The following is a 25,304-nucleotide window of genomic DNA, read 5'->3' on the forward strand; positions in this document are numbered from 1 at the left end:
GCAAAAAAACCGCGCCAAGCGGCGCGGCCGATAGACGGGACAGCATGTTGTTGGGAGGGGGCTGGCGAAAAACTGGATCACCCCATCATAGCCAATCCGCCTTGCCCACATGTTAAGAGTGCTTCATATGGCCGACTTGGCCAGTTGCTGTACGGCAAACCGGTACACCGCATCGACGTCGTTCAGATCCAGCACGGCCACGCCTTCGGGTGGTTGCACGGCGGCAGGCGAATCGGTGGCCACCGCCACTACGCCGCCGATCTCCGGCCAAAGCGGCTGGCGGCCGAGCGAAGGGCGGAAGACTTCAATCTTCGGAAACGTGCTGCGCTTGTAGCCTTCAACGATAACGAGGTCGGTGGCGGGCGAGAGCAGCGCCAGCACGTCGTCGAGTTCGGGCTCCAGCGCGTTGGCGTATTCGCGCATCAGCACAAGTCGTTCACCGCCTACGAGCACGACTTCGGCACTGCCGGCTTCGCGCATGCGGTGCGAATCCTTGCCGGGCGAATCGAGATCAAAGCCGTGATGCGTGTGCTTGATGGCCGCCACGCGGCGCCCGTCGTGCACGAAACGGGCGATGAGTTGCTCGACGAGCGTGGTCTTGCCGCTGCCCGACGTGCCGGTGATGCCCAGCAGTGACTTGCGTGAACTCATCGCGGCGCGCCCTGGTAGATCCATTGCAGCAGTGCATCGTGCGCGGCTTGGCCGCCGCTGGCGTTCGGGTGGTTGATCATGCTGACCACCACGAAGCGCTGGCCGTCTTCGCCTTCCACATACCCGGCGATGGCGCGCACGCCGTTGAGTGTGCCGGTCTTGATCTCGGCATTGCCGGCCACCCCGGCCCGTGTCAGGCGATTGCGCATGGTGCCGTCCACGCCGACAACGGGTAGCGCATCGCGCAGCACGCCGCCGTTCGGGTTGGCGTCGGCCTGCTGCAGCAGGCGCCCCATGTTGCGTGCGCTGATGCGCTCGGTGCGTGACAGGCCCGAACCGTTCTCCAGCACCAGCTCCGCCATCGTGAGGTTCTGTTTGGCGAGCCAGCGGTTGATGACCTCGGTCGATTGCCGCACCGATGCGGGCTTGCGCCCGATTTCCGCGCCGATGGTGAGGAAGAGCTGGCGCGCCATCACGTTGTTCGAATATTTGTCGATGTCGTGCACGACTTCCGACAGCGGCGGGCCGTAGTGCGTGGCCAGCAGAACGGCCTGACGCGGTACCTTGCCTTCGCGCAAGCCCGGCGTGAAACGCGTCGTGCCACCGGCCTGCTGCCATAGCGCCAGGAAGCCACCCCAGATGAAGTCGGCATGCGTGAGCGCGGCGACATTGAAGACGCGTTCGCCGCACGCGGCGGCATAGCGGCCGTCGAAGCTGGCTATGACGTGGCCGTCGGTCTGCGTGGAGATGTTGGCGCCGGAGGTCGTCTTCCAGTCGCCGCAGCCGCCGCGCGTGGTGCGCAACTGGTTATCGATCTGCAACTGCGCCAGCGGCGGTGATACATCGATGTTGACCGCGCCGTTGCCGGCATCCGGCGAGAGCGTGAACGTGAGCGTCTTGAATGAATACAGCAGCGCGTCGGGCGCGACGTTGTAGGCACGCGCGCTGTCGCCGTCCAGCGGCGGTGCTTCCGACAGATCGCCCTCGAAGTAGGTGCGATCCAGCACGATGTTGCCCGCCAGTTCATCCACGCCGGCGCGGCGCACGTCGGTCACCAGCTTGACGAGCTCTTCGGGAATCAGCTTCGGATCGCCCTGGCCACGCAGGTACAGGTTGCCGTTGAGCGTGCCGTTGACCGGAGCGCTGTCGGCGTAGGCCGTGGTCTTCCAGCGAAAATCCGGGCCAAGCAGGTCCAGCCCCGCAAAGGTGGTCAGCAGCTTCATGGTCGACGCTGGGTTCATTCCGGCGTCGGCATTCCATTGCAGGATGGGCGTGGCGGTGCCGGTGCGGATCACGAACACGCTCACCGCGTCCAGCGGGATACGCGCGCGCGCAAAAGCCAGCGCCACGTTGGCGGGCAACCCGGCGGGGTTATGCGCAGCCTGGCGTGTCTGCGCGGCGTTAGTGCGCGGTGCCGCCTGGGCCTTGGCTTTCTTGGCGTGCGCCAGCGGCGAGGCCGCAATGGTCAAGAGCACGGCGCAGGCAAGCGCGCTGCGCGACAGGGTCAGCAAACGGGTCGGACGAATTCGGGCCATCGGCGGGGGGCAGAGTGGGGCGCGCACACATGCGCCAAGTGCAGACGCAGGCATGTTAACGCAGTGGCCCCGCACTTCGGCCGACAAGCAATGGGGCGTTCACCGCCCAATTCTTTGAGAACTGCCGGTGTGTGACGGCTCAGTCATCGGCGCCAACGCGTTTGCGCATGTCGGCCGTGACCGATTGACGCGTACCGGCATAGGCGGCCCAGGGATCGCCCTTGAGCTTGGCGAGCCGTTCGGGCAGCGTGCGCAGCGTCCACTGGGCAGACGACTGCAGCCCTTCCAGCTCGTCATGGCGGATCGGCACGGACACTGGCAACCCCGTCCGCGCGCGCACCGAATAGGCGGCCACCGTGCTCGCACCGCGGTTGTTGCGCAGATAGTCGATGAAGATTTTTCCCACGCGGTTCTGCGGCCCCATCTTGGCGACAAAGCGGTCAGGGAAGGTCGCGGCCATGTGTTGCACCACGGCTTGCGCGAACGTTTTGAGCGTGTCCCAGCCAGCGGCTTCGCGGCGCGTGAGCGGCACCACCACGTGCATGCCATGCCCACCGCTGGTTTTCAGGAAGGCCTTCAGGCCGAGTTCATCAAGCATGGCCAGCATGAGCTGCGTGGCCTCGATCACGCGCGCGAAAGGCAGCGCCGGGTCCGGGTCGATATCGAAGACGATGCGGTCGGGTTGTTCGATGCGGTCGGCCAGCGCATTCCACGTGTGGAACTCCACCGTGCCCATCTGCACCGCGCCGACCAGGGCCTCGGCCGAGTTGATCGCAAGCAGCGACGGATGCCCCGGGTCGAGCGATGGGTCCAGCTGCGTGATGCCCTGCAGCTTGAGCGCGGCGGAATGCTTCTGGAAGAAGCGCTCGCCGTCGATGCCGTCGGGCGCGCGTACGAGCGATGTCGGGCGGTTGCGAAGATGCGGCAGCATCCATTCGGCCACACCGGCGTAATAGCGCGCCAGGTCCGCCTTGGTGGTGCCACTGGCTTTCTCGATCACGCGATCCGGATGCGTGACGTCCACATCGGCGATGCGTTCGGCACCGGGGCGCACCTTGCGTTCGGCAGCATTCACGGCGCGGGTCTCCTTGCGTGCGGCAGCGCTGGGCGGCTTGGCTTGTTCACGCACAATGTTGCGCGCGAGTTTGTCGTCGCGCAAACCTTGGAACACGGCTTGCCGCACGATGCCTTCGCGCGTCCATTCGGCAAAGGCGATTTCCGCCACGCGTTCGGGCTTCACCCATTGCACGTCGCGCGCATCGCTGCCGGTGGGCGGGTTGGCGAAGGGCGGCGTGTCGACGGTCAGACCCGTCAGCTCGTGGTGCAAAGCGTGCAGACTCGTCTCGTTGAAGCCCGTGCCGACACGGCCCGCATAGCGCAGCTTGCCCGCGTCGTCATACACGCCGAGCAGCAGGGCACCGAAGCCGCTGCGGCTACCCTTGGGCGCACTGTACCCGCCGATCACGAATTCCTGCCGCTGCCCGCATTTGAGCTTGATCCAGGCAGGGCTGCGGCCGGCCCGGTACGGCGCATCGGCGCGCTTGCCGATCACCCCTTCGAGCGACATGCTGCACGCGGAAGACAGCAAGTCTTCGGGTGCCGCGTGAAATGTCCCTGAGAAGAGCACCGCTTCGCGGTCCAGGTTGCCCGGGGCGGCATCGAGAATGCGCTCAAGCAGCGCTCGCCGCTCCCGCAACGGCACGCCGCGCAAATCCATGCCGTTGCAGAACGGGATGTCGAACAGGTAGTAGGCAATGTGTTCGGCATGCGCGGTTTCGAAGGCGTTCTGCAGCGCCTGGAAGTCGGGCACGCCGCGCTCGCCCATCACCACGACTTCGCCGTCGAGCCACGCCTCGCGCAGGCCCAGCGCCTGCAGCGTGCGCGCCTGACGCGGCAGCTTGGCCGTCCAGTCGCGGCCGTTGCGGCTGAACAGGCGCACGGTGTTGCCGTCGATGCGCGCCAGGATGCGGTAGCCGTCGAACTTCACTTCGTAATTCCACTCGCCTTGCCTTGGCGGCGCATCGACGAGCGTGGCAAGCTGCGGCTCCAGCGTTTTCGGCAACGTGCCGGGCACGGCACCGGCGGGCGGCTGGACTTGTGCCGGATCGGCACGCTGGGCCTTGCGGCCATCGGCCTTGGCCTTCGGTTTTGCGCCGACCTTCTCTCCGGTGATCACGCTGGCGGGCAGCGCCTGTGTCACGTCGTAGTCGCTCGATGCGCGCACCTGGTCGTCGCGTTCCTTGATCAGCAGCCACTGTTCTTTCGGATGTCTGCCCGTGCCGTGCAAGTGCGTGCGTACCAGCGCCCATGCACCATGCAGCTTCTCGCCATGGAGGTCGAATTTGAGCTTGCCGTCGCGATAGGCCTTGCGCGGATCGCCATGCGGGCGCCATGTCCCGCGGTCCCACACGATCACGTCGCCGCCGCCGTATTGTCCTTCGGGGATATGGCCTTCGAAATCCGCGTAGTCCAGCGGGTGGTCTTCAACATGTACCGCTAGGCGCTTGTCGGCGGGGTCCAGGCTCGGGCCCTTGGGGACGGCCCAGCTCTTGAGCGTGCCGTCGAGTTCCAGCCGGAAGTCGTAGTGCAGTCGCGTTGCGTCGTGCTTCTGGATCACGAAGTGCAGGGCGCCATGGTCACGCTGCTCGTCGGCTTTGCGGCGCGCGCCGGCGGGTTCCTGGGTCTGCGTGAAATCGCGCTTGCTGCGGTAGTCGGCGAGATGGCGCGGCATGGCGTCGGCTCCGTCGTGTTAGGCGCGCTTGCGCGTGGCCGTCTTGCGCGCCGCCTTCGTGGCGGCTTTGCGCGGTGCACGCTTGCGCGGGGCGGGTTCTTCTTCAGCTTCTTCGGTTGACACGCCTTTGCCCTTGCCGCGCTTGGCAAGGCTCTGGCGCAGCAGGTCGGTCAGGTCGATCACATTGCCGCTGCGCGGTGCAGCGGTTTCGGCTTCCAACGGTTCGACGGATTCCGTGCGGCCTTCGCGCACTTTGCGATCGACCAACCCGAGGTTGTCGTCGCGGAACGTGTCGTGGTACTCGGCAGGGTCCCACTTGCCGCTCATGTCGTCGATCAGCTTTTCAGCCATGTCGATCTCCTTGGCCGTGAGCTCGGCGGCCTTGGCCCCTTCTTCTGGTACATCGATTTCGGACCAGTCGCGCACTTCGTTGGACCAGCGCAGCGTATGCAGCACGAGCACGGGCCCCATCGGGATCAGTGCGGCCAGATGCTGCTTGGTGTGCAGCACGACGTTGGCGACGCCAATCTTCTGCGAGCGCGTCAATGCCTCGCGCAGCAGCGCGTAGACTTTTTCGCCGCGCCGGTCGGGCGCAAGAAAGTACGGCGTATCGAGATACAGAAACGGAATCTCCGCCGCATCCACGAAGGTCAGCAAATCGACCGTTTGCGTCGAGACCGGATTAGCGGCCCGGATGTCCTCGTCGGTCAGGATCACGTAGCGGTCTTTCTCGTAGGCGTAGCCGCGCACGATCTGCTCGCGCGGCACTTCTTTGCCGGTGGTCTTGTTGATGCGCTTGTAGCCGACGCGGTCCATGGTGCGGCGGTCGAGCCAGTCGAAGTCGAGGTCGTCGCTGCGGGTTGCCGGATACAGCGCAACGGGAATATGGACGAGGCCGAAGCTCACGGCGCCCTTCCAGATCACACGGGGCATGGCAGGTCTCCCGATGCGGTGGTTGCGAGCGTGGTGACGCAAGCCGCATACCTGCCTGGCGCAGGGCGGCGTCATACGTTCATCAGCCGGGCGCGGTAGCATGGTGGCTTTTCGGCGCGACGCCTGCGCCCGCGTTTTTCTCAGTTGTCCTTCATGCCTTCCGAATACGTCCAATCCGCCGGCGCCTTGCAGCCCCGCCGTCTTCCTCTGTCGGCGCGCGCAGCGACGATGGCGCTCTTTTTCGCCAACGGTGCAACGTTTGCGACGTGGGGCATCCACATTCCAACGGTGAAGGCGCGGTTCGGGCTGTCCGAGGCGTCGCTGTCGTTGGCGATGTTCATGGTGGCCGCGGGCGCCATCGTTGCGATGAAGTTTGCAGGCCAGTGGGCGGCGCGCGTCGGCACGCGGCGCGCAAGCGTCCAGGGCGGCGTGGCATTTGGTGTCATGACCGGGCTCCTCATGTTGATGCCGAGCTACCCGGCGCTGCTGGCCGTGCTGCTGCTGTTTGGCATCACCAATGCCGGTTTCGACGTGGCCATCAATGCGCAGGCCGCCACGGTAGAGGCGAATCACCACAAGCCGATCATCTCTTCGCTACACGGCATGTTCAGCCTGGGCGGAATGGCGGGCGCAGCGGTGGGCGGCGTGCTGCTGGAACTGGGCGTGCCGCCGGCCGTGCATTGCGGCGGCATGGCGCTCGTCACCATGGCGGCCGCCTTGTGTGCCGGCCCGTTCATGCTGCCCGATCACGTGCACGCAGAAGGCGAACCGGCACATCCGACCACGGGGCGCACGCTGTTCCTGCTCGGCGTGCTGGCCTTCCTGGGGCTGGTCGGCGAAGGCGCGATGTACGACTGGACGACCGTGTACATGCGCGAGATCGCGCAATCGCCCGAAGCCATTGCCAGCGCCGGGTACGCCGCGTTTTCGGGCGGGATGGCGCTCGCGCGCTTCAGCGGCGATCTCGCACGCGGGCGCTGGGGCAACAAGCATGTGCTTGGCGCCAGTGGCGTGCTGGCAACGGGCGGGATTTTGCTTGCACTGTTGTGGCCAGCACCGATGGCTGTCCTGACAGGCTTTGCGCTGATGGGCGTGGGCGCCGCCAACATGGTGCCGATCTTCTTCATCACCGCGTCCCGCTTGCCCGGCGTGCCGGCCGCCGAAGGCATTGCCGCCGTGGCGCGCTTTGCCTACGTGGGCTTGCTGATCGGTCCGGTCATCATCGGGTTGATTGCGCATCGCTCCGACCTGCGCTGGGGGCTGTCGGTGGTGGCGCTCACCATGGCGTTGATTGCCGTGATGGGCCCGCGTGCGATCCGCCAGCCGGAACGTCGCTGACTGAGCCGCACTTCAGCACGTATCTGCCCAAAAAATATGCAGTTCCTGCGCGTTGACTTTCCTGTGCGCTTGCCATAGCGTACGACGAGGAGAGGGGGTTTCCCGGCGCCGTCGCCAACGTGCCAGTTGCGCAATGACATCGGGATGCGTTCAAAACGAGGCTGCGCTATCAGCCAGCCCAAACGACCCATAGGAAAGGAGCTTCAGATGCCGTACAAACGTCTTACCCTCGTGGCAGCGGTAGCTGTCGTGGCAGCCATCGGCACCGTAGCCCACGCGCAGACCGACCAGAAGAAGTTCGACCCCTACAGCCAAGGCGCAAAAGTCGGCGACAAGTTTGACCCGTACCAACAGGGTGCGAAGGCCGGCGACAAGTTCGACCCGTATTCGCAAGGCGCCAACAAGAACGACAGCACCGCCAGCGCGCTCAACCCCGGCGCCCAGCCGGCCAATGTCGAGAAGGGCAAGTACGACACGTACACCCAGGGCGCCAAGGCCGGTGAGAAGTTCGATCCATATAGCCAGGGTGCGAAGGCCGGTGGCAAGTTTGACCCGTACAGCGAGGGCGCCAACAAGAAGGACGCGCCCAAGCAGTAAGCCCATGCTCAATGGGTTCATGAAGACGCTGATGCATCACCCGATGCATCGGCGTTTTTCTTTATGGAACGCCGCCGCAGCCGTGGCGGCGATTGCATTGGCGTGGCCTGTGCATGCAGCGGGGCTGTGCTCCGCGCCATGGGTGCACGACGGTAGCCGCGTGCGCCTGGACGGCAACGGCGAGACGCCGATGATCGTCGAGTTCACGCTCCACGATGTCAGCCGCGACATGCAGGACGGCTGCGAGATCGGCCTGCACATCTACGCCAAATCGGGCCTCGTAGCGCTGGGCGGCCGGCCGATCGAGACGGTGCAGGAGCACCAGCTGCTGGTGGACGAAGCCGGCGTGGTCACACGCATCGTCAGCATCAATGGCCGCGTGTTTGCGCAAAGCGAACATGCCGATCTGGTCGGCACCGTGAGCACGGCCATCTCGGGCATGTTCCTGTACGGCGCCGGCTTGGCGCCCGAAGCCCAGATGCTGCCGGGCGATACGTATGAATCGAGCTTCGACTTCGATGTGGTGTCGCCGCGGCTGGGGATCTCTGTGGGGCGCATGCGGGCCGAGCGCGCCAAGGTGGAGGTGTCGGAGCGGGAGGTCGGGCCACCGCAGCCGATGAACACCGTGGTCGGCCAGTTGCAGTGCCGGCCGATCCGCTACACGCGCACCGCGCGCCTCGGGGTGCTGCGGCTGGGCAATGAAACGCTCGAGCCTGACCCCACTGTTGCCCACATCACTGATTGGTATTGCCCCGAAGCGGCCGTCGTGATGCGCCAGGAGGTTGAGCAGCACGGCCAGACGCAGGTGATCGACGTGGTCGAACTCAAGCGCTAAGCGCGCTCTGCGCAGCGTCCAAGTCTTCGGTGCTGCCATCAAACCGGTACACACGTGCCACCGTGAACGGTGCTTCCGGGGCAGCTTGCGAAAACAAGGCAATGTGGTCGATGGGCATGGCGGCTGGCAGCACCATGCGCGTGGCTTCCAGTGCGCGATAGCACGCGAGCTGCTCGGCATGGTCGAGCCGGCCGGTCAGCGTGACGTGGAACGTGAACGTATCAAACACATACGGATAACCCCAGCGCTGAAGGTGGCGCTCCTGCGCATCTGACAGGCCGGTGCGGCGGCGGCGCGCGAGTTCAGTGGGGGGTGGGGGTGCGCGGAAGGCGTCGAACTCGCCGACGCACGCGTCGGCGAACTGGTGGAGCGTGTCGCGGGCGGGATCGCCATGACGCAGCCTCCAAGCCAAGAAGCCGCGCAGCGTCTGCAAGGCGGGCTCGATCGCAAAGGCTTGCTGCTGCTGTGCAAAGCGGCGCAGCGCGGCGTCCAGCTCATCGACGGTGCGATCGGTTGCCAGGCGGAACGGCGGCTTGAACGTGGCGTGCAGGCCGTACTGACGCGGCGCTTCGGTCCAGCGGTCGAGCGTGGGGAGATCGATGCCGGCTTCACAGGCAAACGCTTCGCGCTGATCTGCGGAGATGGCGGTGTTGGTGCGCGCGCAGCGGCCGAGCCACCGTGTGCCCAGCCCGTACCACGGCTCGGGCGGCAGCAGGTAGAGCGCGTATCGCCAGGCCGCCGGTATCGATGACGATAAGGGTGCCCGCGCCTGCTCCATCGTGTTGTTCAGCCGATCAGCGGCAATTGGCCCGCGGCATGCCGCAGCCGTCCGCCCACCACGGCCGCCACCACGCGCGGCAGGCCGGGGCGGCGGTCATCCACCACGATGGCATCGGCGCGCAAGCCTGTCGCGAGCACGCCGCGATCCGTCAGTCCTGCGGCTTCTGCCGGGTTGGCCGCCACCAGCGCCCAAGCCTCGGCCAGTGGCACCACGCCGCGCTCGGCGAGCTTGAACGGAGCTGCCAGCAGGGCCGGGTAGTAATAGTCGGAAGACAGCACGGTGCCCAGGCCCGCCGCCACCATGGCCGACGCATTCGGTGCGCCATGGTGGCTGCCGCCGCGTACCACGTTGGGCGCACCGAAGACGATATGTCCGCCATGCGCGCGCGCTGCCTGCGCAACATCCTCGGTCAACGGGAATTCAGTGACGGTGCAGCCGTGCGCGTGGAACGTGTTGCGCGTGGCAATGTCGGGTTCGTCGTGTGAAGCCATGCAGATGCCGCGTTGCTGCGCCGCCCGCGCGAGCGTGCCCGTCACCTCGGCGAGCCTCGTGCCGTTGACTGCGGCGGCATGCAGACGCGAGAGGAACGTGTCGATGTCGCACTCGGCGCGATCGGCGTACTGTGCGAGCTTGCGTGCGTCGCCCAGCTTGTCGCGCATCATCGGCAGGTGATCGTTGAACGACAGGAAGTGCACGCGCCCGGCATCCATCCAGGCGAGCGCATCGGCAACACCATCGGCGTGATGCAATTCGAAGCGCAAGTGCATCAAATGCTGTGCCCCCAGGTGTGGGCGCATGGCATCGAGCGTGTCGAGCATGCGCACGGCGTAGGCGCGGCCACGCAGGCCGCCCTCCCAGGAATACGTGACGCCGTGGAATTCGGTGGTGATGCCGCAGGCCAGCAATTGGCCGTCAACGTCGGCCAGCGCGGTCTCGTAGGGAAAGGCCACACCGGGGCGCGGCATGACGGCGCGTTCGAAGGCATCGCCGTGCAGGTCGACGATGCCAGGCAGGACGAGCAGGTCGCCGCAGTCGATCATCCCGCGCGTCGGGTTCCCGTCACACGCAGCGATCTGCCCGTCGCGAAATTGCACAGCAGCTTCCGCCAGCCCTTCGGCGAGCAGGGTGCGTCGCGAAATCAGGCCGGCCACGTGGCCGACGGAAGACGAAAACGATTGCATAACGCCAAGGTGCGAACAGTTGTGCAGGAACGTCGTGCGGGCATTGTGCCGCAACTGACGTGCCGCTTGACCGCATATCGGCCATTTGCCCCACCCTGAAGGGGGGAGAGGCAGCCAAACGCCTTAACTTTCCCGACACGATGGTCGATATCTTGAAAAAGAACCCAGATATGGACGCCACCTCTGCTGAGCGGCCTGACCGTCCTGGACCGGATGTGATCGACCAGGACAGCCGCAGGCCGCTGCCGCTCGCTGATGACCGCTACGAGGCGCTCGTCCGGCAAATGCCGGATGCGCTGTACATCGTGGCGGACGACATTATCGTTTTCGTCAACGAGGCGGGCGTTCGCCTGTTTGGCGCGCAGACGGCACGCGACATCGTGGGCCATGAGCTGGACGAGTTCGTGCACGACAACTCGATGCACCTCGCCCGCCAGCGCCGGGAGTGGATGGTCTCGCACGGTGCAGGCCTGCCCCCGGTCGAGCAGACCTTGCTGCGCTGCGACGGCACACCGGTGGAGGTCGAGGTGCTTTCCGCGCCGGTACAGCTTGGCTGGCGCACCGCCATCCAGGTGGTGGCACGCGACATCACCCAGCGCAAGCAGGCCGAACAGGCCCTGCGCGAATCCGAAGCCAATTACCGTGCACTGGCCGCCGAAACCGCACGCGCCAAGGAATTGCTGCGCTGCGAAAAGACCGTGCTCGAACTCAGCTCGCGCAATGTGCCGTTGCCCGACCTGCTGGCCGAGGTGTGCCGGCTGGTGGAGGCCCTGCTCGACGATGGCGCCATGTGCTCGGTCCTGCTCAGTGCTGATGGCGAGCACATCACGCAAGCCGTGGCACCGTCGCTGCCTTGCACGCTCTCCCAGGTGCTGGTTGGGATCGCGATCGGCCCTTCGGTCGGTTCATGCGGCACGGCCATGTTCCTGAACAAGACCGTGGTGGTGGAAGACATCGACGCCGACCCGCTCTGGGACGGCTACCGTGACATCGTTGCGCCGCTCGGCCTGCGCGCGTGCTGGTCGACGCCCATCCGCGGCGACAACGCGCAGATGATCGGCGCGATGGGCATCTACTACGACACCCCGCGTGCGCCCACGCGCGACGCCATGGGGCTGCTCGACGGTATTACCGACATCATCGGTGTGGCCGTGCAGAAGGCGCATATCGCGCGCGATCTGAGGGAGAGCGAAGAACGCTATCGCCTCGCCGTCGACAACCTGACCGAAGGCATCGTCGTGCAGACGGCCGACGGCACCATCCTCGCCTGCAACCCGAGCGCGCGGCGCATTCTCCGGGCGGGCAGCGTGTCGCCGGTGGGCACCAGCCACCTGGCGCTGATGCGGCGCTCGTTGCGCGAAGACGGCAGCGAGATCCCGGTCAACGAGCGCCCCACGCGCGTGGTGCTGGCCACCGGCCGGCCGCTGCTGGGCTTGACTGTTGGCCTGGAACTGGTTGACGGCGATGTGGTGTGGGTGCACGAAAACGTGCTGCCCATCGTGCGCCCTGGCGACAATACCCCCTCAGCCGTGCTGATCTCGTTCAACGATATCGGGCCGGCCCGCGCGGCCCAGCAGCAGCTCACTTTCCTCGCGCAGCGTGATGCGCTCACCGGCTTGTACAACCGCGCGTACTTCTCGCAGCGGATGCAGGCGGTGATGGAGCAGGCCGCCAGCCAGGCCAACGAGGGGCACCAGGTCGCCGTGCTGTTCCTCGATCTGGATGGCTTCAAGAAGGTGAACGACACGGCTGGCCACGAAGCGGGCGACCACCTGCTGCGCATCGTCGCGCAACGGCTGTCGGCCTGCGTGCGCCAGAGCGATACGCTGGCGCGCCTCGGCGGCGATGAGTTCGTCGTGCTGCTCGACAACGTGCGCTCGTTGGGTGAAGCGGAACGCTTGGCCAAGCGCATCGTCCATTCCATCGCGCAGCCGTTCTCGACCAGCGGCACGGAGTACTACCTGGGCGCGTCGATCGGCATCGCGCTGTACCCGGAGCACGGCAACGACGCCGCCACGCTGCTGCGCTGTGCGGATGCCGCCATGTACAACGCCAAGCAGAACGGCCGCAACCAGCATCGCGTGTACACCGCGCGCCTGTCGCAGCGGGCGCAGCGGCGCTTCCAGCTGGAATACCACCTGCGCCGCGCGCTGACGGCGGGCGAGCTGTCGTTGCGCTTCCAGCCCATCGTCGACGCCACATCGATGGACATCGTAGGCGCTGAAGTGCTCCTGCGCTGGCACAGCACCGAACTGGGCGAGGTGTCCCCCGCCGAGTTCATTCCCGTGGCGGAAGACGCCGGGCTTATCGGCGACATCGGCGAATGGGTGCTGGCGCAGGCGTGCCGCCAGGCTGCGCATTGGCGCGCCACCTGCATGCCGGAGTTCTTCGTGGCCGTGAACCTGTCGCCGCGCCAGTTTGGCGAGGGACTGGTGCCGACCATCTCGCGCTGCCTGACCGAAGCTGGATTGCCCGCCAGCGCGCTGGAAATGGAGATCACCGAAGGCTTGCTCATGCGCGACACGGCCGCAGTGATGCCGATGCTCGATGCGCTCACGGCCCTGGGCATTCGCATCTCGATCGATGATTTCGGCACGGGCTATTCGTCACTGTCGTATCTGCAACGCTTCCCGATCGACAACCTGAAGGTGGATCGCTCGTTCGTCTCGGGCATTCCGCGCCATCGCGATTCGGTGGTGATCTCGCGTGCCGTGGTCGCGATGGCCGCGTCGCTGGACATGACCGTCACGGCAGAGGGTGTCGAGACGCTGGAGCAGGCCGAGTTCCTGCAAGCCGCAGGGTGCGACAAGTTGCAGGGCTTCCTGTTCGGCCCCCCGATGACGGCTGCCGCCTACGAGTCACGGCTGCGCCGCGACCGTTCCGCGCGGGCCTAGTGCAGCGCAAGGTGCATGTAATGCCCGCGTAAGTCAGGGCGGGTAGCGTCGCTCAAGCGCGCTTCGCACGTGCCGATACCCCCTTAGAGGGCCGCTTCGCCATCAGCGCGAGGGCGCACACAACAACGACAATTGGAGACAACCGCACGTGAAGCCATTCGCCTGGGGCCGCGGCCCGAAAGCTTCTCCCGACCTTGTTGCCCGTATTGCGGAAGAGGCCGGCCGCGTTGGCATGGGCATCTGCGAGGTCTCCGGCAACGTGGAAGACGTGGCCGTGCGCCTGCGCCGGCAGGCCGACGTGTTTGATCAGTTGCGCAACGCGGCCGATGTCACCATGCGCGGCAATCACGATATCGCCGTGGCGGCGCGGCACGCGCGCGAAGTCGCATCGCATGCCAGCGAAGAGGTGAGCGGCTCGCGCGAAACGGTCGATGCATCGCTGCGCGACATTCGCGAGCTGGCCGTTGGTGTGGCGAGCATGGAGCAGCAGATTGCGGCACTGCGTGAAGCGCTGATCCAGGTGGCGCAGGCGTCCGAGCAGATTTCGCAGATTGCCAGGCAGACCAATCTGCTGGCAATCAACGCCGCCATTGAAGCGGCGCGCGCGGGGGAATCGGGCCGCAGCTTTGCAGTGGTTGCGGGCGCAGTGAAGCAGCTCGCTGGACAGACCGCCGAAGCAACCCAGCGTATCGAAACCACCTTGGCCGACCTGTCCGGCCAGACCGACAGGCTGATCGGCGACAGCAGCGCAAACGTTGCGCGCGCCCAGCGTGTGGATGCCGGCACGCAGGCCATTGGCGCGGTGATTGGCGTGGCGGGCGAGGCCATTGCGCGCTTCGATGTCGAGGCGACGAGCATTGCGGAATCCACTGCGGCCATCGAAGACGAATGCGCGTCGCTCGCGCGTGAGGTGGAGGCGATGGCTGAGGGTGTGAAGCAATCGAGCCACAACATCGACAACGCGCAACGGCAGCTTTCGGGGTTGCTGGGGGCGTCGGAAACGCTGATCCGGTTGACGGCTTCGACGGGCGTGGAAAGCGCCGACACGCCATTCATCGAAGCGGTGCAAGCGGCGGCCAGCAAGATCAGCGCGTTGTTTGAATCGGCGCTGGCGCGCGGTGATATCAGCGAAAGTGATCTGTTTGACCGCGACTATGTGCCCGTGCCGAATACCGACCCGCCGCAGCATATGACGCGGTTCACGGCGTTCACGGATCGCGTGCTGCCAGCGGTGCAGGAGCCGTTGCTCAAGCTGGATCCGCGCGTGGTGTTCTGCGCGGCGGTCGACACCAACGGCTATCTGCCGACGCACAACCTGAAGTTCTCGCAGCCGCAGGGGAGTGATCCGGTCTTGAATGCGGCCAACAGCCGCAACCGCCGGCTGTTCACCGATCGCACGGGGCTGGGGGCGGCGCGCAATACCGAGGCGTTCCTGTTGCAGACGTATCGTCGGGATATGGGCAACGGGACGTTTGCGATGATGAAGGATGTGTCGGCGCCGATTTACGTCAAGGGTCGCCACTGGGGTGGTTTTCGGATGGGTTACAAGGTGGCCGGTTGAGGTCCGTAACGCCGAGGTTGAGGTTCAGAACTTCGCTGATGGGGCTCGGAACGGCATTGCTGAGGTTCGGAACCGCATTCGTGGGGTTCAGAACTGCATGTGTTGGGTTCGGATCTTGGGGGCTTGGCGTTTGGAACGCCGTGAATGGGGTTTGGGACTGCTTTGGGCGGGTTCGGAACCTCATCGGTGGGGTTCGGGACTGCTTTGATGGGGTTCGGAACGTCTAGGGGTAGGGTTTTGAACTTCGTGGGTGGGGTTTGGGACCTTACTGGTGGTGGTTTTGTTGTTTGATGGTGCATCCCTTGTTTCGTCCCCTGCCGGGGCCGACTTACTTTCTTTGTCTTGCCAAAGAAAGGTCAGCAAAGAAAGGCGCGCCCGAGATGGCGAAAGACTCCTTGAATTTCTGTAACCGGGCGGAGACGGGGAAAACTCGCTTCGCTCAGACAGTTCCCCGTCTTTTTTCCGCCCGCTTACAGAAATTCAAGGCGCCATCTAGGGCAGGAACGTCAACGGCCAAACCATCGCGGCGCGGGAGTTGGCGCCGCGATGGTTCGTCTGCGTGCTTAGTGTTTGCGCGTGCCTAGGATGACCAGCACGGCGGCGCCCAGCTCCAGCGCGGCTACGAAGTAGAGGCCGGCGGAGAGGTGGCCGGTGCTGGTCTTCAGCCAGCCGATCATGTACGGCGCGACGAAGCCGGCGAGGTTGCCGATGGAGTTGATGAGGGCGATGCCGCCTGCGGCTGCGGTGCCGGCAAGGAACACGGCCGGGATCGACCAGAACACCGGGAACGCGGCGAGGATGCCGATGGCGGCGACCGTCAGCGAGACCAGCGCCAGAAACGGCGAGCCCAGCGTAGCGCCTGTCGCCACCAGGCCGGCGCTGGCGATGAGGGCGGCGATGGCGCAGTGCATGCGGCGTTCGCCCGTGCGGTCGGAATGCGCGCCGTTCCACACCATCGCAATCGTGCCGGCGATGAACGGAATGGCCGAGATCAGCCCGATCTGGAAATTGCCCTGCACGCCCAGCTCCTTGATGATCGACGGCGTCCAGAACGCGATGGTGGCGTTGCCGCTGACCACGCAGAAGTAGATCGCTGCGCAGATCCACACGCGGGCGTTGGCCAGAGCCGCACCAAACGAGGCGTGCTTGGCGGGGTCGCGGTTCTCCACTTCAACGGCGCGCACCACGGCGTCTTGCTCGGCAGCGGAAAGCCACTTGGCCTGGCGAGGCGTTTCGGGCAGCCATGCAAGCACGGCAAAGCCGGCCAGCACGGAAGGAATGCCTTCGAGCAGGAACAGCCATTGCCAGTTGGCGAGGTGGCCCACGCCTTCCATGCGGCTCATGATGAAACCCGCAACTGGGCCGCCCACCACGCCCGCAATCGCAAACGACGTCATGAACAGGCCGTTGATGCGCGCGCGGTGTGCGGAGGGAAACCAGTACGTCAGGTACAGCACCACGCCCGGGAAGAAGCCGGCTTCAAAGATGCCCAGCAGAAAGCGCATCACGTAGAACGAGGTCGGCGTCTTCACGTAGATCATCGCCATCGAGGCCAGGCCCCACAGGATGGTGATGCGCGCGAGCGTCTTGCGTGCGCCGATCTTTTCCAGCAGCAGGTTGCTCGGCACTTCAAACAGGAAGTAGCCGATGAAGAAGATGCCCGCGCCCAGGCCGTACACCGCTTCGCTGAACTGCAGATCCTGCAGCATCGACAGCTTGGCAAAGCCGACATTGACGCGGTCGATCCACGCGAGGATGAACAGCACCACCAGGAACGGCACCAGCCGATACGCAATGCGCCGGTAGGTGACATCCAGCTCGGTGCTGGGGATGGACTGGCTGGTCGGGTCTGTTGGGTTGGCCGGAAGGGCTTGGGTTTGCGACATGGTTTCCTCCAATAGCGTGTGCGGGCGCCGGCGTTTCGTTGTGCTGCCTTGTTGTCCGAAACGCAGGCATGAGTTGGGCCTGGCGCGTCTGCAGCGCGCCTTTTTGGCTTGGCTTGGGGAACCGCCTGCGTGGCCCGGACGCAGGCGGAGAATGTTCTGGCTAGTCGATCAACGCAGGGCAGCCTCCACCGCCCGGCCGACGCGCAGGATGCGCGCGTCGTCGTTGGCGAGACCGCAGAGCGACAGGCCGACCGGCAGTTCGCCGGCAACGTGTACCGGCAGCGTCAGCGCGCAGCCGTCCAGGAAATTGATCACGCTCGGATTGCGCAGCGTGAGCGCATTGATGCGGAAGAACTGCGCGTCATCGACCTCGAGCGGAGCGACCTCGGGCGGCACGATGGCAACCGTCGGCATCAGCCATGCATCGAAGTTGCCCAGGCGCTTGCGTGCGGCGGCAATCATGCGTGCGCGTGCGTTGATCACGTCGATGTATGCGGCCGCGCTCATCTGTTCGCCACGGCGGATGCGCGTGGCCACGCGCGGGTCGTACTGGACTTCGGCACGCGCGAGCAGCGAGCGATGCCATGCCCAGGATTCCGCTGCCGAGAAGCCCCCGCCGCTGTTGATCTCCGGCAGTTGCAGCAATTCGGGAAATTCGAAACGCACGATGTGCGCGCCGGCACGCTCCAGCCGTTCAACAGCGCGTTCGAATGCAACGGCGACCGTGTTGTCGAGGTCCGCGCCGACAAAGTCCTGCGTGATACCGAAACGCAATCCGGCCAGCGGCACGGCGGTGGTGTCGAATGCGTCGTTGCCGGACTCGCCGCTCAACACGGCGTCGACGATCGCGCAGCAGTCGACCGAGTTGGCAAGAGGGCCGCCGGAATCAAGCGACGTGGACAACGGCACGCCGCCCGTCATCGGCACGCGGCGGGCGGTGGGCTTGAAACCCGTCAGATTGCAGAACGCCGACGGAATGCGGATCGAGCCGCCGGTGTCGGTACCCAGTGCCGCCACGGCCATGCCGCCCGCAACGGTGACGGCGCCGCCCGAGGTGGAGCCGCCCGCCGCGCGCGCGCCATCCGCCGGCGTGCGCGGTGTGCCGTAATGCGGGTTCAGGCCCAGACCCGAGAACGCAAATTCGCTCATGTTGGTGCGGCCGAGCAGCACGGCGCCGGCTGCGCGCAGGCGTGCCACGGCGGCGGCATCGGTGGTGGCGCGCGGCTGGTCGGCCAGGGCGCGCGAACCCGCAGCCGTCACCTGGCCGGCCACGTCAAACAGATCCTTGATCGACACCGGCAGCCCGGCCAGCAGCGAGGGCACGTTGCCCGCCGCACGCGCGGCATCGGCGGCGCGCGCCATCGCCAGCGCGGCCTGCACGTCGATGCTCACATAGGCGGCACCGCCCGCGGCGCGGTGCGATTCGGCGCGCTCCAGTGCGGCTTCGGTCAGCGCGATGCTGGTGGTGCGACCGGCTGCCAGTTCAGCGGCCAGCGCGCGGATCATGTTCGGGCGGGGCGTCATCATGCGGTGGTCTCCGTGAGGTGGGGCGCTTCAGCCTTCAACAGGCAGCGTGTCGACAGCATAGCGATGGCGCAGCTCGGTGCCCGACACGGGGTCGATCAGGGCCATGTCGAAGGCCTCGCCAAAACCGAGTTCGCCGATGATGGGCTGCGTGCCGCAGAACATGGCGGTGCCCACCTGGAGCGTGTCGTTGCCGGTGTAGCGGCGGATGAGGTCGCGCGGGTCGAGCATGCGGGTGACGCCGCCTTCCTGATACAGCGCGGTCTGGCCGTCGCGGGTGCGCCAGGTCTTCATCTGCAGGCTGTCCCAGTGGTCGGCCAGCGCTTCGAAGCGCCACACGTCGCGGCTCACGGGCTTGGCGCACATCTGCTTGGACACCGTCACGCCATAGGCTTCGACCTTGCGGTCGGTGTGGTCCGAGCCGATGCCGACCAGCAGGCCCATCGGCGTGGAATACAGCACGAATTCCGCTTCGCCGGAGGAATCGGCGCCGGGAATCTCCACGGTGGCGTCGGTCGTCAGCAGCGAGGCCGACACGCGGTAGAAGCACGGCACGCGCGCCGGACGCGCCACGCCAATCGCTTCAAGCTCGGCAATGTGGTGTTCAACGGCCTCGGCATCGCGGCCGGTCCAGCCGGCAATGACAAGGTGGTCCACGGTCACGTCGATGGGGCCGTGGCCGATCAGGTTCAGGTGCAGCGTGGTCATGCGGAATCCGGAAGAGGCGGGAACAACAAACGGGGGGAATCGGGGTCAGAGCGTGCGGATGATCGTGCGGCGGAATTCGTCGATGTGCTCGCGAATGGCTTCGCGCGCTGCGGGCACATCGCGGCGCTCCAGCGCATCGAGCACGGCAAGGTGCTCGTCGTACACGTTCTGCAGGTGTTGCGGCTCTGAAAGCGAGAGGAACCAGAAGCGCGCCTGCTTCTCGTGCAGGCCGCGCAGCAGTTCGGCCAGCACGCGGTTGCGCGAGGCAGCGGAAATGGCGAGATGGAACTTGAGGTCCAGCGCGGCCAGCGCGGCAATGTCGCGGTGCTCGATCAGCGCGGGCGATGCTTCGACGATGGCGCGCATGGCCTCGAAATCGGCCGGGTGGGCACGCTCGGCGGCCAGCGTTACGCACAGGATCTCGTTGGTGGCGCGCACCTCGATCATGTCGAGCACGTCGTTGAGCGACAGCGGCGTCACCAGCACGCCCTTGCGCGGCAGGATCTGCACCAGCCCTTCCACCTCCAGACGATGCAGCGCCTGGTGGATGGGCGTGCGGCCCAGCCCGAGAAGCGCGCCGAGCTGTGCTTCGTTGAGCGGCTCGCCGGGGCGGAATTCGCACGCCATGATGCGGCGCTTGATCTCGTTGTAGGCGAGTTCACGCATGGCGGCGCCCTTGGGCGCATGGGCTGCCGGCTCAACGGCAAACGGTGCGGGCGCGGGTTTGGCGGCGCCGGAAACCAGCTTGATGGGACGCGACATGGGGCGGCCTTGAATCTAGTAAAAGTCGAGTGATGGTATTGTGATATCTCACAGAGCGTCAAGCGGCCAACACGCCGCATTCAGCTGTCTTCATCTAGGTATTTGCCCTGATATGCCGCCGGCTGGCTGCCGTTGATATTCGTTATAGACTGCAACAAATTTCAGGGAGGCAGCCATGAAGATCGCCGTCATCGGGGCGGGCATCGGCGGCCTGACGCTCGCGTTGATGGCCGAGCGCCAAGGTTTCGAGGTCGAAGTGTGGGAGGCTGTGCAGACGCTGCGGCCGCTGGGCGTTGGCATCAACCTGCTGCCGCACGCCGCGCGCCAGTTGTGCGAACTGGGCCTGGAAGACACGCTGAGTGCGCTGGCGATTCGCACATCCGCGCTGGCTTACTACAACCGTTTCGGCCAGCCGATCTGGCACGAGCCGCGCGGGCTGGCCGCCGGGTACGACTGGCCGCAGTTCTCCATCCATCGCGGCGAATTCCAGATGGCCCTGGCCGATGCCGTGATTGAGCGGCTCGGTGCTGGTTGCATCCGTCTTGGTCACAGCTTCGAGGCGGTCCAATCGACGGGTGAGAAGGGCGGCCCCGTGCGCTTCACCCTGCGCGATCGCTCCAACGACACCGTGGTTGAATCCTCGGCAGACGTGCTGATCGGCGCGGATGGCATCCACTCTGCCGTGCGCCGGCACTTCTACCCGACGGGCGATGCCCCACGTTTTGCGGGCCGCATGCTGTGGCGCGCCGTCACCGACGCAGCGCCGTATCTCGATGGCCGCACCATGTTCATGGCGGGCCACCAGGACCAGAAGTTCGTTGCCTATCCGATCTCGGAACCACTGCGCCAGCAGGGCCGCTCACGCATCAACTGGATTGCCGAACTGCGCGTGCCCGACGAGGCGCCGCCACGCAGCGACTGGAACCGCGAGGTCGATCGCGCGATCTTCCGCAGCGCCTTCGCCGACTGGAAATGGGATTGGATCGACATCCCGGCCTTGATCGACGGTGCGCAAGCCGTGTACGAATTCCCGCTCGTCGACAAAGACCCGTTGCCACGCTGGACCTTCGGTCGCGTCACGCTGCTGGGCGATGCGGCGCACCCGATGTATCCGATCGGCTCGAACGGTAGCGCGCAGGCGATTCTCGATGCACGCGCGTTGGTCGATTGCCTGCTCGCCACGCGCGACACTGGCGTGGCGCTGCGTGAGTACGAGGCCGACCGCCTGCCGCGCACGGCCGGCATCGTGCTGCGCAATCGCCTCAATGGCCCGGAGCAGGTCATGCAACTCGCGCATGAACGCGCACCCCAAGGCTTTGCGCGCATCGACGACGTGATCCCGCGCTCCGAGCTGGAAGGGATTGCGATGCGCTACAAAAAGCTGGCCGGCTTCGATCCGCAATCGCTGCGCGATCAGCTGCCCATGCCCCGCCGCGCCTGAAAAACCCGTAACGCATTCACACGCCAGAAGAGAAAAGGGGACCCCATGACCATCCGCCGCACCCTCTGCGCCGCCGCTGCGCTGTTGCTTGCCACCGCAGCCCATGCCGAAATCGTCGTTGGTGTGAGCCTGTCGACCACAGGTCCGTCGGCGTCGCTCGGCATCACGCAGAAGAACTCGCTGGCGTTCTATCCGGACACCATCGGCGGGGAAAAGCTGCGCCTCGTGGTGGTGGATGACGCCTCCGACCCGAGCACCGGCACGCGCCTGGCGCGCAAGCTCGTGACGGAAGACCACGTCGACATCATCGTTGGCTCATCGGCGGTGGCACCGTCGATTGCGATTGCCGAAGTCGCCACTGAATCGCACACGCCGCAACTGGCGTTGGCGCCGGTCGAGCTGAAACCGGGCAAGGGCGATTGGACCTACCGGCTTGCGCAGCCGATCTCGCTGATGGCCGAGGCGATTGCCACGCGCATGGAGGCGACCGGCGTCAAGAACGTCGGCTTTATCGGCTTTGCCGATGCGTACGGCGAAAGCTGGCTGAAGGACTTCACCGCCGCCGCCACGCCGCGCGGCATCAAGATCGTCGACGTGGAACGCTATGCCCGCGCGGATACCAGCGTGACGGGGCAGGTCGCCAAGCTGGTCAGCATCAAGCCGGATGCGATCCTGGTGGCCGGCGCGGGCACGGGCGCTGCGCTGCCGCACACCGCGTTGCGCGATCGGGGTTATGCGGGGCCGATCTACCAGACGCACGGCGCGGCGACGAAAGACCTGATCCGCATCGGCGGCAAGGCGGTCGATGGAGCCATCCTGCCGGCAGGCCCGGTGATCGTGGCGGAGCAATTGCCCGACAGCCACCCGAGCAAAAAGACGGCGCTTGAATACGTGACGCGGTATGAGAAAGCCAACGGCCCCGACACGCGCACGCAGTTCGGCGCCCACACGTGGGATGCGCTGCAGGTGCTCCAGCGCATCGTGCCGGTGGCGCTCAAGAAGGCCAAGCCCGGCACGTCTGAGTTCCGCCAGGCGCTGAAGAACGCGCTGGAATCGGAGCACGACATTGTCGTTTCGCACGGGGTGCTCAACTACACGGCCACGGATCACTTCGGCTTTGACGCACGTGGCCGTGTGCTGCTGACCATCGACCACGGCAAGTGGAAATTGCTGAACTGACGCGTATGCGCCCGCATGGCCGGCGGGCGCATCGCCGACGATAATCGAGGGGTCCTTCACCATCGACACCGCCATGCCGCGCACGCCCAAAGCCGACGACCTGTATCCCGCCGTGGCCCCTTCGGGGCATTTCAACCCGCATCTGGCAGACGTGGAGTATGGCGCGCTCGATGGGCTGGTCGGCTATGCCGTGCGCCGCGCGCAGCTGCACATCTACGAAGATTTCGTGCGCTCCCTGCAGACGTGGCACATCACGCCGCCGCGCTTCTCGGCCATGACCGTGATCGCGCACAACCCGAACCTCAAGCTGACCGAGCTGGCCAACATCCTGGGCGTGGCACGCTCCGGTGCGGTGCTGCTGGTCGATACGCTGGAAGACATGGGCATGGTCGAGCGCCAGCCCTCGCCCAAGGACAAGCGCGCGTTCCGGCTCGTGCTGACCGCCAAGGGCGCGACTACCCTCGACGACATCACCCGGGCCGTCACCGCGCACGATGCCCGCGTGACCGCGCATCTTTCGACCGACGAGCGATACACGCTGCTGGCGCTGCTCAACAAGCTGGCCTCGGGGCCGGATTCTGCTTCCTGATCTGCAAGCCGGCGCGTACAAATGGCAAGCGGCCCGAAGGTGGGCCGCTTTGCTTTGGTGCGAACTGCGAGCCGCGAACGCTTCAGCGCTTGTTCGCGTCGATGGCCTTCTGCCAGAGGTCCTTGTCCGGCGGATACAGCGAATCGAAGTACTCGCGCAGCGCGCAGATTTCCTGGACGATCTCGAACGGAAAGCCCTGGCGGCCACCGCGCTCGTCAATCTGCAGGCTGTTCAGATAGCGCCGGCAGCCAATGAAATCGGCCCACTTGGAGGCGATCGTGTTGATGATGCGCGGAAACTTCCGGCCGAGTTCGATCGGCCGCACCGGGTCAGGCAGGGACGCGAGCCACCGGATGGCGTCGCGGGTGAGCGCGAAGTCATCGTCGTTCTGCTGCTTGCGTTGAGTGGTGGGATCTTGAGTCATATCGGATGCGAATCCTTGAAAGCTAGTGTACCCCTCCCACGCCGGGCCGCCAGCCCGACAGGCGAGGGTCTTGACGCATCACCTGTTTGATTCGACCGCCGCCACAGCCACTGTTCCGCCGTTTTCTTGCCAAGGCTGGGGTGTGCCGCAAGTCGCCCAATCCACATTCGCCTCAAGTTTTGCGCAGGCTTGCCGATAAGCCAAGCGCGGTTTGGCGCGCTGATGGACCAGAGCATCCACCAACGTAAAACGCCTAGACTGCGAAACACGAGCCAGTGTCGGCTGGCACGCCGCTCCCCTAATTCAATCAAAAAACCGGACTTCGAGCCGAGGTAGGCAGGGTATGAAGCGAATCGATGCGAGCCAATTGCGTGTCGGCATGTTTGTGATGAAGCTGGGCGGGTCCTGGCTCAAGCATCCGTTCTGGCGTGCGCAATTCCAGTTGTCCCACCAGGGTCAGATCGACGACATCCGCCGCGCGGGTATCACCGAGATCTGGATCGACCCCGAGCGCGGCGAAGACGTCATGTCGGAGACGCTGATGCCCGCCCCGGCTCCGGCCCCGGCACCCGCGCCCGAGCCGCTCACGCGCGAAACCCTGGCCGCGCGGCCGCCGCTCACGCCGACGTCGCTCAAGGAAGAGTGGAAGCACGCCCAGCAGCTGATGCAAAGCGGCAAGGCGACGCTTGGCCACATGTTTGCCGAAGCGCGCATGGGCCGTGCGCTGGAAACCGAAAAGGCGCTGCTGCTGGTGGATGACGTGTCGAACTCGCTGGCACGCAACTCCTACGCGCTGATTGCGCTGGCGCGGCTGAAGAACAAGGACGACTACACCTACCTGCATTCGTTTGCCGTGTGTGCGTTGATGGTGGCGCTGGCCAAGACGCTGGGGCTGCCTGAAGACGAGATTCGCGAATGCGGGCTGGGCGGGCTGGTGCACGACATCGGCAAATCCGCCATGCCGCGCACGCTGCTCGACAAGAGCACCGCGCTCACCAAGGACGAGCTGGCGCTGCTGCAGACGCACGCCGTGGGCGGCCATCACCTGCTGCAGGGTACAGGCCAGTTCAGCGAGATTGCGCGCGAGATCTGCCTGCACCACCATGAGCGCATTGACGGCAGCGGCTATCCCGACGCCCAGAAGGCCGACGGCATCAGCCTGTGGGCCAAGATGGGCGCCATTTGCGATGTGTACGACACGCTCACGTCGAGCAGCCCGTACCACCATGCGTGGTCTCCCGCGCAGGCGCTGAAATACATGATGGCGCGCACAGACACGCAGTTCGACCGGACCGTGTTCCAGGCCTTCACGCGCAGCGTGGGCATTTACCCGGTGGGCACGCTGGTCAAACTGCGCACTAACCGGCTGGGTGTGGTAGTCCACCAGAACGACGCGTCTGCGCTCAAGCCGGATGTGGTCGTTTTCTATTCGGGCAACACCAAGACGCGCGTGCGCCCCGAGCGCATCAGTTTGGGCAAGTCCGACGATTCGATCGTCACCGTGGAAGACGCCACCACCTGGGGTTTGTCGGACGAGGAAGTCTCCGACATGTGCCTGGTCTGAGGCGTCGGCTCACGGCGTCAGAAGTCTTCCACGGGAGGCTCTTTCTGCTCCGCTGGATTCGGGCGGGTGTCGCGTGGTACCAGCGGCTCGCCCGGCTTGTGCTTGGCCGGCTCGGGCTGCGCTTTGGGGCTTGCGGGCTGTGTCGTATCGGTTTCGGAACGGCGTGGCTGGGTGGGCATCGCGATCTCCT

At 65.7% G+C, this 25,304-nt stretch carries 21 protein-coding genes; 9 read left to right on the forward strand and 12 right to left on the reverse strand.

Translation table 11 applies throughout. The features are described from left to right. Positions 1 to 123: 123 nt before the first annotated feature. The 4 genes from mobB to CFE42_RS11245 all read right to left on the reverse strand — a co-directional run bounded on the left by mobB (position 124) and on the right by CFE42_RS11245 (position 5,850). On the reverse strand, positions 124 to 651 hold the full coding sequence (gene mobB / locus CFE42_RS11230; RefSeq protein WP_004636105.1) for a molybdopterin-guanine dinucleotide biosynthesis protein B: 528 nt from the start codon (positions 649 to 651) through the stop codon (positions 124 to 126). Further along, positions 648 to 2,186, reverse strand: coding sequence for a D-alanyl-D-alanine carboxypeptidase/D-alanyl-D-alanine-endopeptidase (gene dacB / locus CFE42_RS11235; RefSeq protein ID WP_004636103.1), 1,539 nt, complete (start codon positions 2,184 to 2,186; stop codon positions 648 to 650). The genes mobB and dacB overlap by 4 nt, the downstream gene beginning before the upstream one ends. A gap of 139 nt (positions 2,187 to 2,325) precedes the next feature. After that, on the reverse strand, positions 2,326 to 4,917 hold the full coding sequence (gene ligD, locus CFE42_RS11240; protein WP_004636101.1) for a DNA ligase D: 2,592 nt from the start codon (positions 4,915 to 4,917) through the stop codon (positions 2,326 to 2,328). 18 nt (positions 4,918 to 4,935) lie between these two features. Then, the gene (locus CFE42_RS11245; protein ID WP_004636099.1) at positions 4,936 to 5,850 is read right to left on the reverse strand and encodes a Ku protein; all 915 of its coding nucleotides are present in this window, start codon (positions 5,848 to 5,850) and stop codon (positions 4,936 to 4,938) included. Positions 5,851 to 6,003: 153 nt separating this feature from the next. Between CFE42_RS11245 and CFE42_RS11250 the strand changes: the two genes are divergently transcribed. The 3 genes from CFE42_RS11250 (at position 6,004) to CFE42_RS11260 (ending at position 8,620) form a co-directional block, all read left to right on the forward strand. Then, positions 6,004 to 7,188 (forward strand): MFS transporter, encoded by a 1,185-nt coding sequence (locus tag CFE42_RS11250; protein WP_004636097.1) that lies wholly within the window; start codon positions 6,004 to 6,006, stop codon positions 7,186 to 7,188. 207 nt (positions 7,189 to 7,395) lie between these two features. Then, positions 7,396 to 7,785, forward strand: a complete 390-nt coding sequence (locus CFE42_RS11255; protein WP_004636096.1) for a hypothetical protein — start codon at positions 7,396 to 7,398, stop codon at positions 7,783 to 7,785. A gap of 4 nt (positions 7,786 to 7,789) precedes the next feature. Beyond that, positions 7,790 to 8,620, forward strand: coding sequence for a hypothetical protein (locus CFE42_RS11260; RefSeq protein ID WP_004636095.1), 831 nt, complete (start codon positions 7,790 to 7,792; stop codon positions 8,618 to 8,620). Here CFE42_RS11260 and CFE42_RS11265 read toward each other — a convergent pair. Next, positions 8,610 to 9,398, reverse strand: coding sequence for a DUF1045 domain-containing protein (locus CFE42_RS11265; protein WP_004636093.1), 789 nt, complete (start codon positions 9,396 to 9,398; stop codon positions 8,610 to 8,612). The genes CFE42_RS11260 and CFE42_RS11265 overlap by 11 nt on opposite strands. A gap of 8 nt (positions 9,399 to 9,406) precedes the next feature. Continuing rightward, positions 9,407 to 10,582 carry an alpha-D-ribose 1-methylphosphonate 5-triphosphate diphosphatase gene (locus CFE42_RS11270; protein WP_004636091.1) on the reverse strand — a complete coding sequence of 392 codons (1,176 nt, stop codon included), beginning with the start codon at positions 10,580 to 10,582 and terminating at the stop codon, positions 9,407 to 9,409. 170 nt (positions 10,583 to 10,752) lie between these two features. On the opposite strand from CFE42_RS11270, the gene CFE42_RS11275 reads away from it, so the two are divergent. Then, entirely contained in the window at positions 10,753 to 13,476 is a 2,724-nt protein-coding gene (locus CFE42_RS11275) for an EAL domain-containing protein (protein ID WP_024541735.1), read from the forward strand. A 148-nt stretch (positions 13,477 to 13,624) separates the two neighbouring features. Next, the gene (locus tag CFE42_RS11280) at positions 13,625 to 15,037 is read left to right on the forward strand and encodes a methyl-accepting chemotaxis protein (RefSeq protein WP_004636088.1); all 1,413 of its coding nucleotides are present in this window, start codon (positions 13,625 to 13,627) and stop codon (positions 15,035 to 15,037) included. Positions 15,038 to 15,600: 563 nt separating this feature from the next. Here CFE42_RS11280 and CFE42_RS11285 read toward each other — a convergent pair. The 4 genes from CFE42_RS11285 to CFE42_RS11300 all read right to left on the reverse strand — a co-directional run bounded on the left by CFE42_RS11285 (position 15,601) and on the right by CFE42_RS11300 (position 19,917). Next, a complete protein-coding gene (locus tag CFE42_RS11285) occupies positions 15,601 to 16,923 on the reverse strand; it encodes an MFS transporter (protein WP_004629877.1) in 1,323 nt (440 codons plus the stop codon). Positions 16,924 to 17,091: 168 nt separating this feature from the next. Beyond that, positions 17,092 to 18,450 carry an amidase gene (locus CFE42_RS11290; protein ID WP_004629874.1) on the reverse strand — a complete coding sequence of 453 codons (1,359 nt, stop codon included), beginning with the start codon at positions 18,448 to 18,450 and terminating at the stop codon, positions 17,092 to 17,094. 27 nt (positions 18,451 to 18,477) lie between these two features. After that, entirely contained in the window at positions 18,478 to 19,155 is a 678-nt protein-coding gene (locus CFE42_RS11295) for a DUF2848 domain-containing protein (protein WP_004629871.1), read from the reverse strand. A 45-nt stretch (positions 19,156 to 19,200) separates the two neighbouring features. Then, entirely contained in the window at positions 19,201 to 19,917 is a 717-nt protein-coding gene (locus tag CFE42_RS11300; RefSeq protein ID WP_004629868.1) for a GntR family transcriptional regulator, read from the reverse strand. 175 nt (positions 19,918 to 20,092) lie between these two features. On the opposite strand from CFE42_RS11300, the gene CFE42_RS11305 reads away from it, so the two are divergent. The 3 genes from CFE42_RS11305 (at position 20,093) to CFE42_RS11315 (ending at position 23,126) form a co-directional block, all read left to right on the forward strand. Next, complete coding sequence (locus CFE42_RS11305; protein WP_004629867.1) at positions 20,093 to 21,358, forward strand: flavin-dependent oxidoreductase; 1,266 nt, start codon at positions 20,093 to 20,095, stop codon at positions 21,356 to 21,358. Between the two features lie 45 nt (positions 21,359 to 21,403). Beyond that, positions 21,404 to 22,537: an ABC transporter substrate-binding protein gene (locus CFE42_RS11310; protein WP_004629865.1), complete on the forward strand. Its 1,134-nt coding sequence runs from the start codon at positions 21,404 to 21,406 to the stop codon at positions 22,535 to 22,537. Between the two features lie 73 nt (positions 22,538 to 22,610). Continuing rightward, positions 22,611 to 23,126 carry a MarR family transcriptional regulator gene (locus CFE42_RS11315; RefSeq protein WP_004629863.1) on the forward strand — a complete coding sequence of 172 codons (516 nt, stop codon included), beginning with the start codon at positions 22,611 to 22,613 and terminating at the stop codon, positions 23,124 to 23,126. A gap of 82 nt (positions 23,127 to 23,208) precedes the next feature. Here CFE42_RS11315 and CFE42_RS11320 read toward each other — a convergent pair whose 3' ends face one another. Next, positions 23,209 to 23,550, reverse strand: coding sequence for a hypothetical protein (locus CFE42_RS11320; RefSeq protein ID WP_004629860.1), 342 nt, complete (start codon positions 23,548 to 23,550; stop codon positions 23,209 to 23,211). A gap of 343 nt (positions 23,551 to 23,893) precedes the next feature. Between CFE42_RS11320 and CFE42_RS11325 the strand changes: the two genes are divergently transcribed. Further along, entirely contained in the window at positions 23,894 to 25,114 is a 1,221-nt protein-coding gene (locus tag CFE42_RS11325; protein WP_004629858.1) for an HD-GYP domain-containing protein, read from the forward strand. Between the two features lie 17 nt (positions 25,115 to 25,131). Here the strand turns inward: CFE42_RS11325 and CFE42_RS11330 are convergent, their stop codons facing one another. Next, positions 25,132 to 25,293, reverse strand: coding sequence for a hypothetical protein (locus CFE42_RS11330; protein WP_004629855.1), 162 nt, complete (start codon positions 25,291 to 25,293; stop codon positions 25,132 to 25,134). Positions 25,294 to 25,304 lie beyond the last annotated feature (11 nt).

Source organism: Ralstonia sp. PBBBR1, assembly GCF_002256165.1.
GTDB classification, from domain to species: Bacteria; Pseudomonadota; Gammaproteobacteria; order Burkholderiales; family Burkholderiaceae; genus Ralstonia; species Ralstonia thomasii.

Coding starts and splice junctions, on each gene's coding strand:
- mobB (WP_004636105.1), bottom strand. CDS start 651: ATGAGTTCACGCAAGTCACTGCTGGGCATCACCGGCACGTCGGGCAGC.
- dacB (WP_004636103.1), bottom strand. CDS start 2,186: ATGGCCCGAATTCGTCCGACCCGTTTGCTGACCCTGTCGCGCAGCGCG.
- ligD (WP_004636101.1), bottom strand. CDS start 4,917: ATGCCGCGCCATCTCGCCGACTACCGCAGCAAGCGCGATTTCACGCAG.
- CFE42_RS11245 (WP_004636099.1), bottom strand. CDS start 5,850: ATGCCCCGTGTGATCTGGAAGGGCGCCGTGAGCTTCGGCCTCGTCCAT.
- CFE42_RS11250 (WP_004636097.1), top strand. CDS start 6,004: ATGCCTTCCGAATACGTCCAATCCGCCGGCGCCTTGCAGCCCCGCCGT.
- CFE42_RS11255 (WP_004636096.1), top strand. CDS start 7,396: ATGCCGTACAAACGTCTTACCCTCGTGGCAGCGGTAGCTGTCGTGGCA.
- CFE42_RS11260 (WP_004636095.1), top strand. CDS start 7,790: ATGCTCAATGGGTTCATGAAGACGCTGATGCATCACCCGATGCATCGG.
- CFE42_RS11265 (WP_004636093.1), bottom strand. CDS start 9,398: ATGGAGCAGGCGCGGGCACCCTTATCGTCATCGATACCGGCGGCCTGG.
- CFE42_RS11270 (WP_004636091.1), bottom strand. CDS start 10,582: ATGCAATCGTTTTCGTCTTCCGTCGGCCACGTGGCCGGCCTGATTTCG.
- CFE42_RS11275 (WP_024541735.1), top strand. CDS start 10,753: ATGGACGCCACCTCTGCTGAGCGGCCTGACCGTCCTGGACCGGATGTG.
- CFE42_RS11285 (WP_004629877.1), bottom strand. CDS start 16,923: ATGTCGCAAACCCAAGCCCTTCCGGCCAACCCAACAGACCCGACCAGC.
- CFE42_RS11290 (WP_004629874.1), bottom strand. CDS start 18,450: ATGATGACGCCCCGCCCGAACATGATCCGCGCGCTGGCCGCTGAACTG.
- CFE42_RS11295 (WP_004629871.1), bottom strand. CDS start 19,155: ATGACCACGCTGCACCTGAACCTGATCGGCCACGGCCCCATCGACGTG.
- CFE42_RS11300 (WP_004629868.1), bottom strand. CDS start 19,917: ATGTCGCGTCCCATCAAGCTGGTTTCCGGCGCCGCCAAACCCGCGCCC.
- CFE42_RS11305 (WP_004629867.1), top strand. CDS start 20,093: ATGAAGATCGCCGTCATCGGGGCGGGCATCGGCGGCCTGACGCTCGCG.
- CFE42_RS11310 (WP_004629865.1), top strand. CDS start 21,404: ATGACCATCCGCCGCACCCTCTGCGCCGCCGCTGCGCTGTTGCTTGCC.
- CFE42_RS11315 (WP_004629863.1), top strand. CDS start 22,611: ATGCCGCGCACGCCCAAAGCCGACGACCTGTATCCCGCCGTGGCCCCT.
- CFE42_RS11320 (WP_004629860.1), bottom strand. CDS start 23,550: ATGACTCAAGATCCCACCACTCAACGCAAGCAGCAGAACGACGATGAC.
- CFE42_RS11325 (WP_004629858.1), top strand. CDS start 23,894: ATGAAGCGAATCGATGCGAGCCAATTGCGTGTCGGCATGTTTGTGATG.
- CFE42_RS11330 (WP_004629855.1), bottom strand. CDS start 25,293: ATGCCCACCCAGCCACGCCGTTCCGAAACCGATACGACACAGCCCGCA.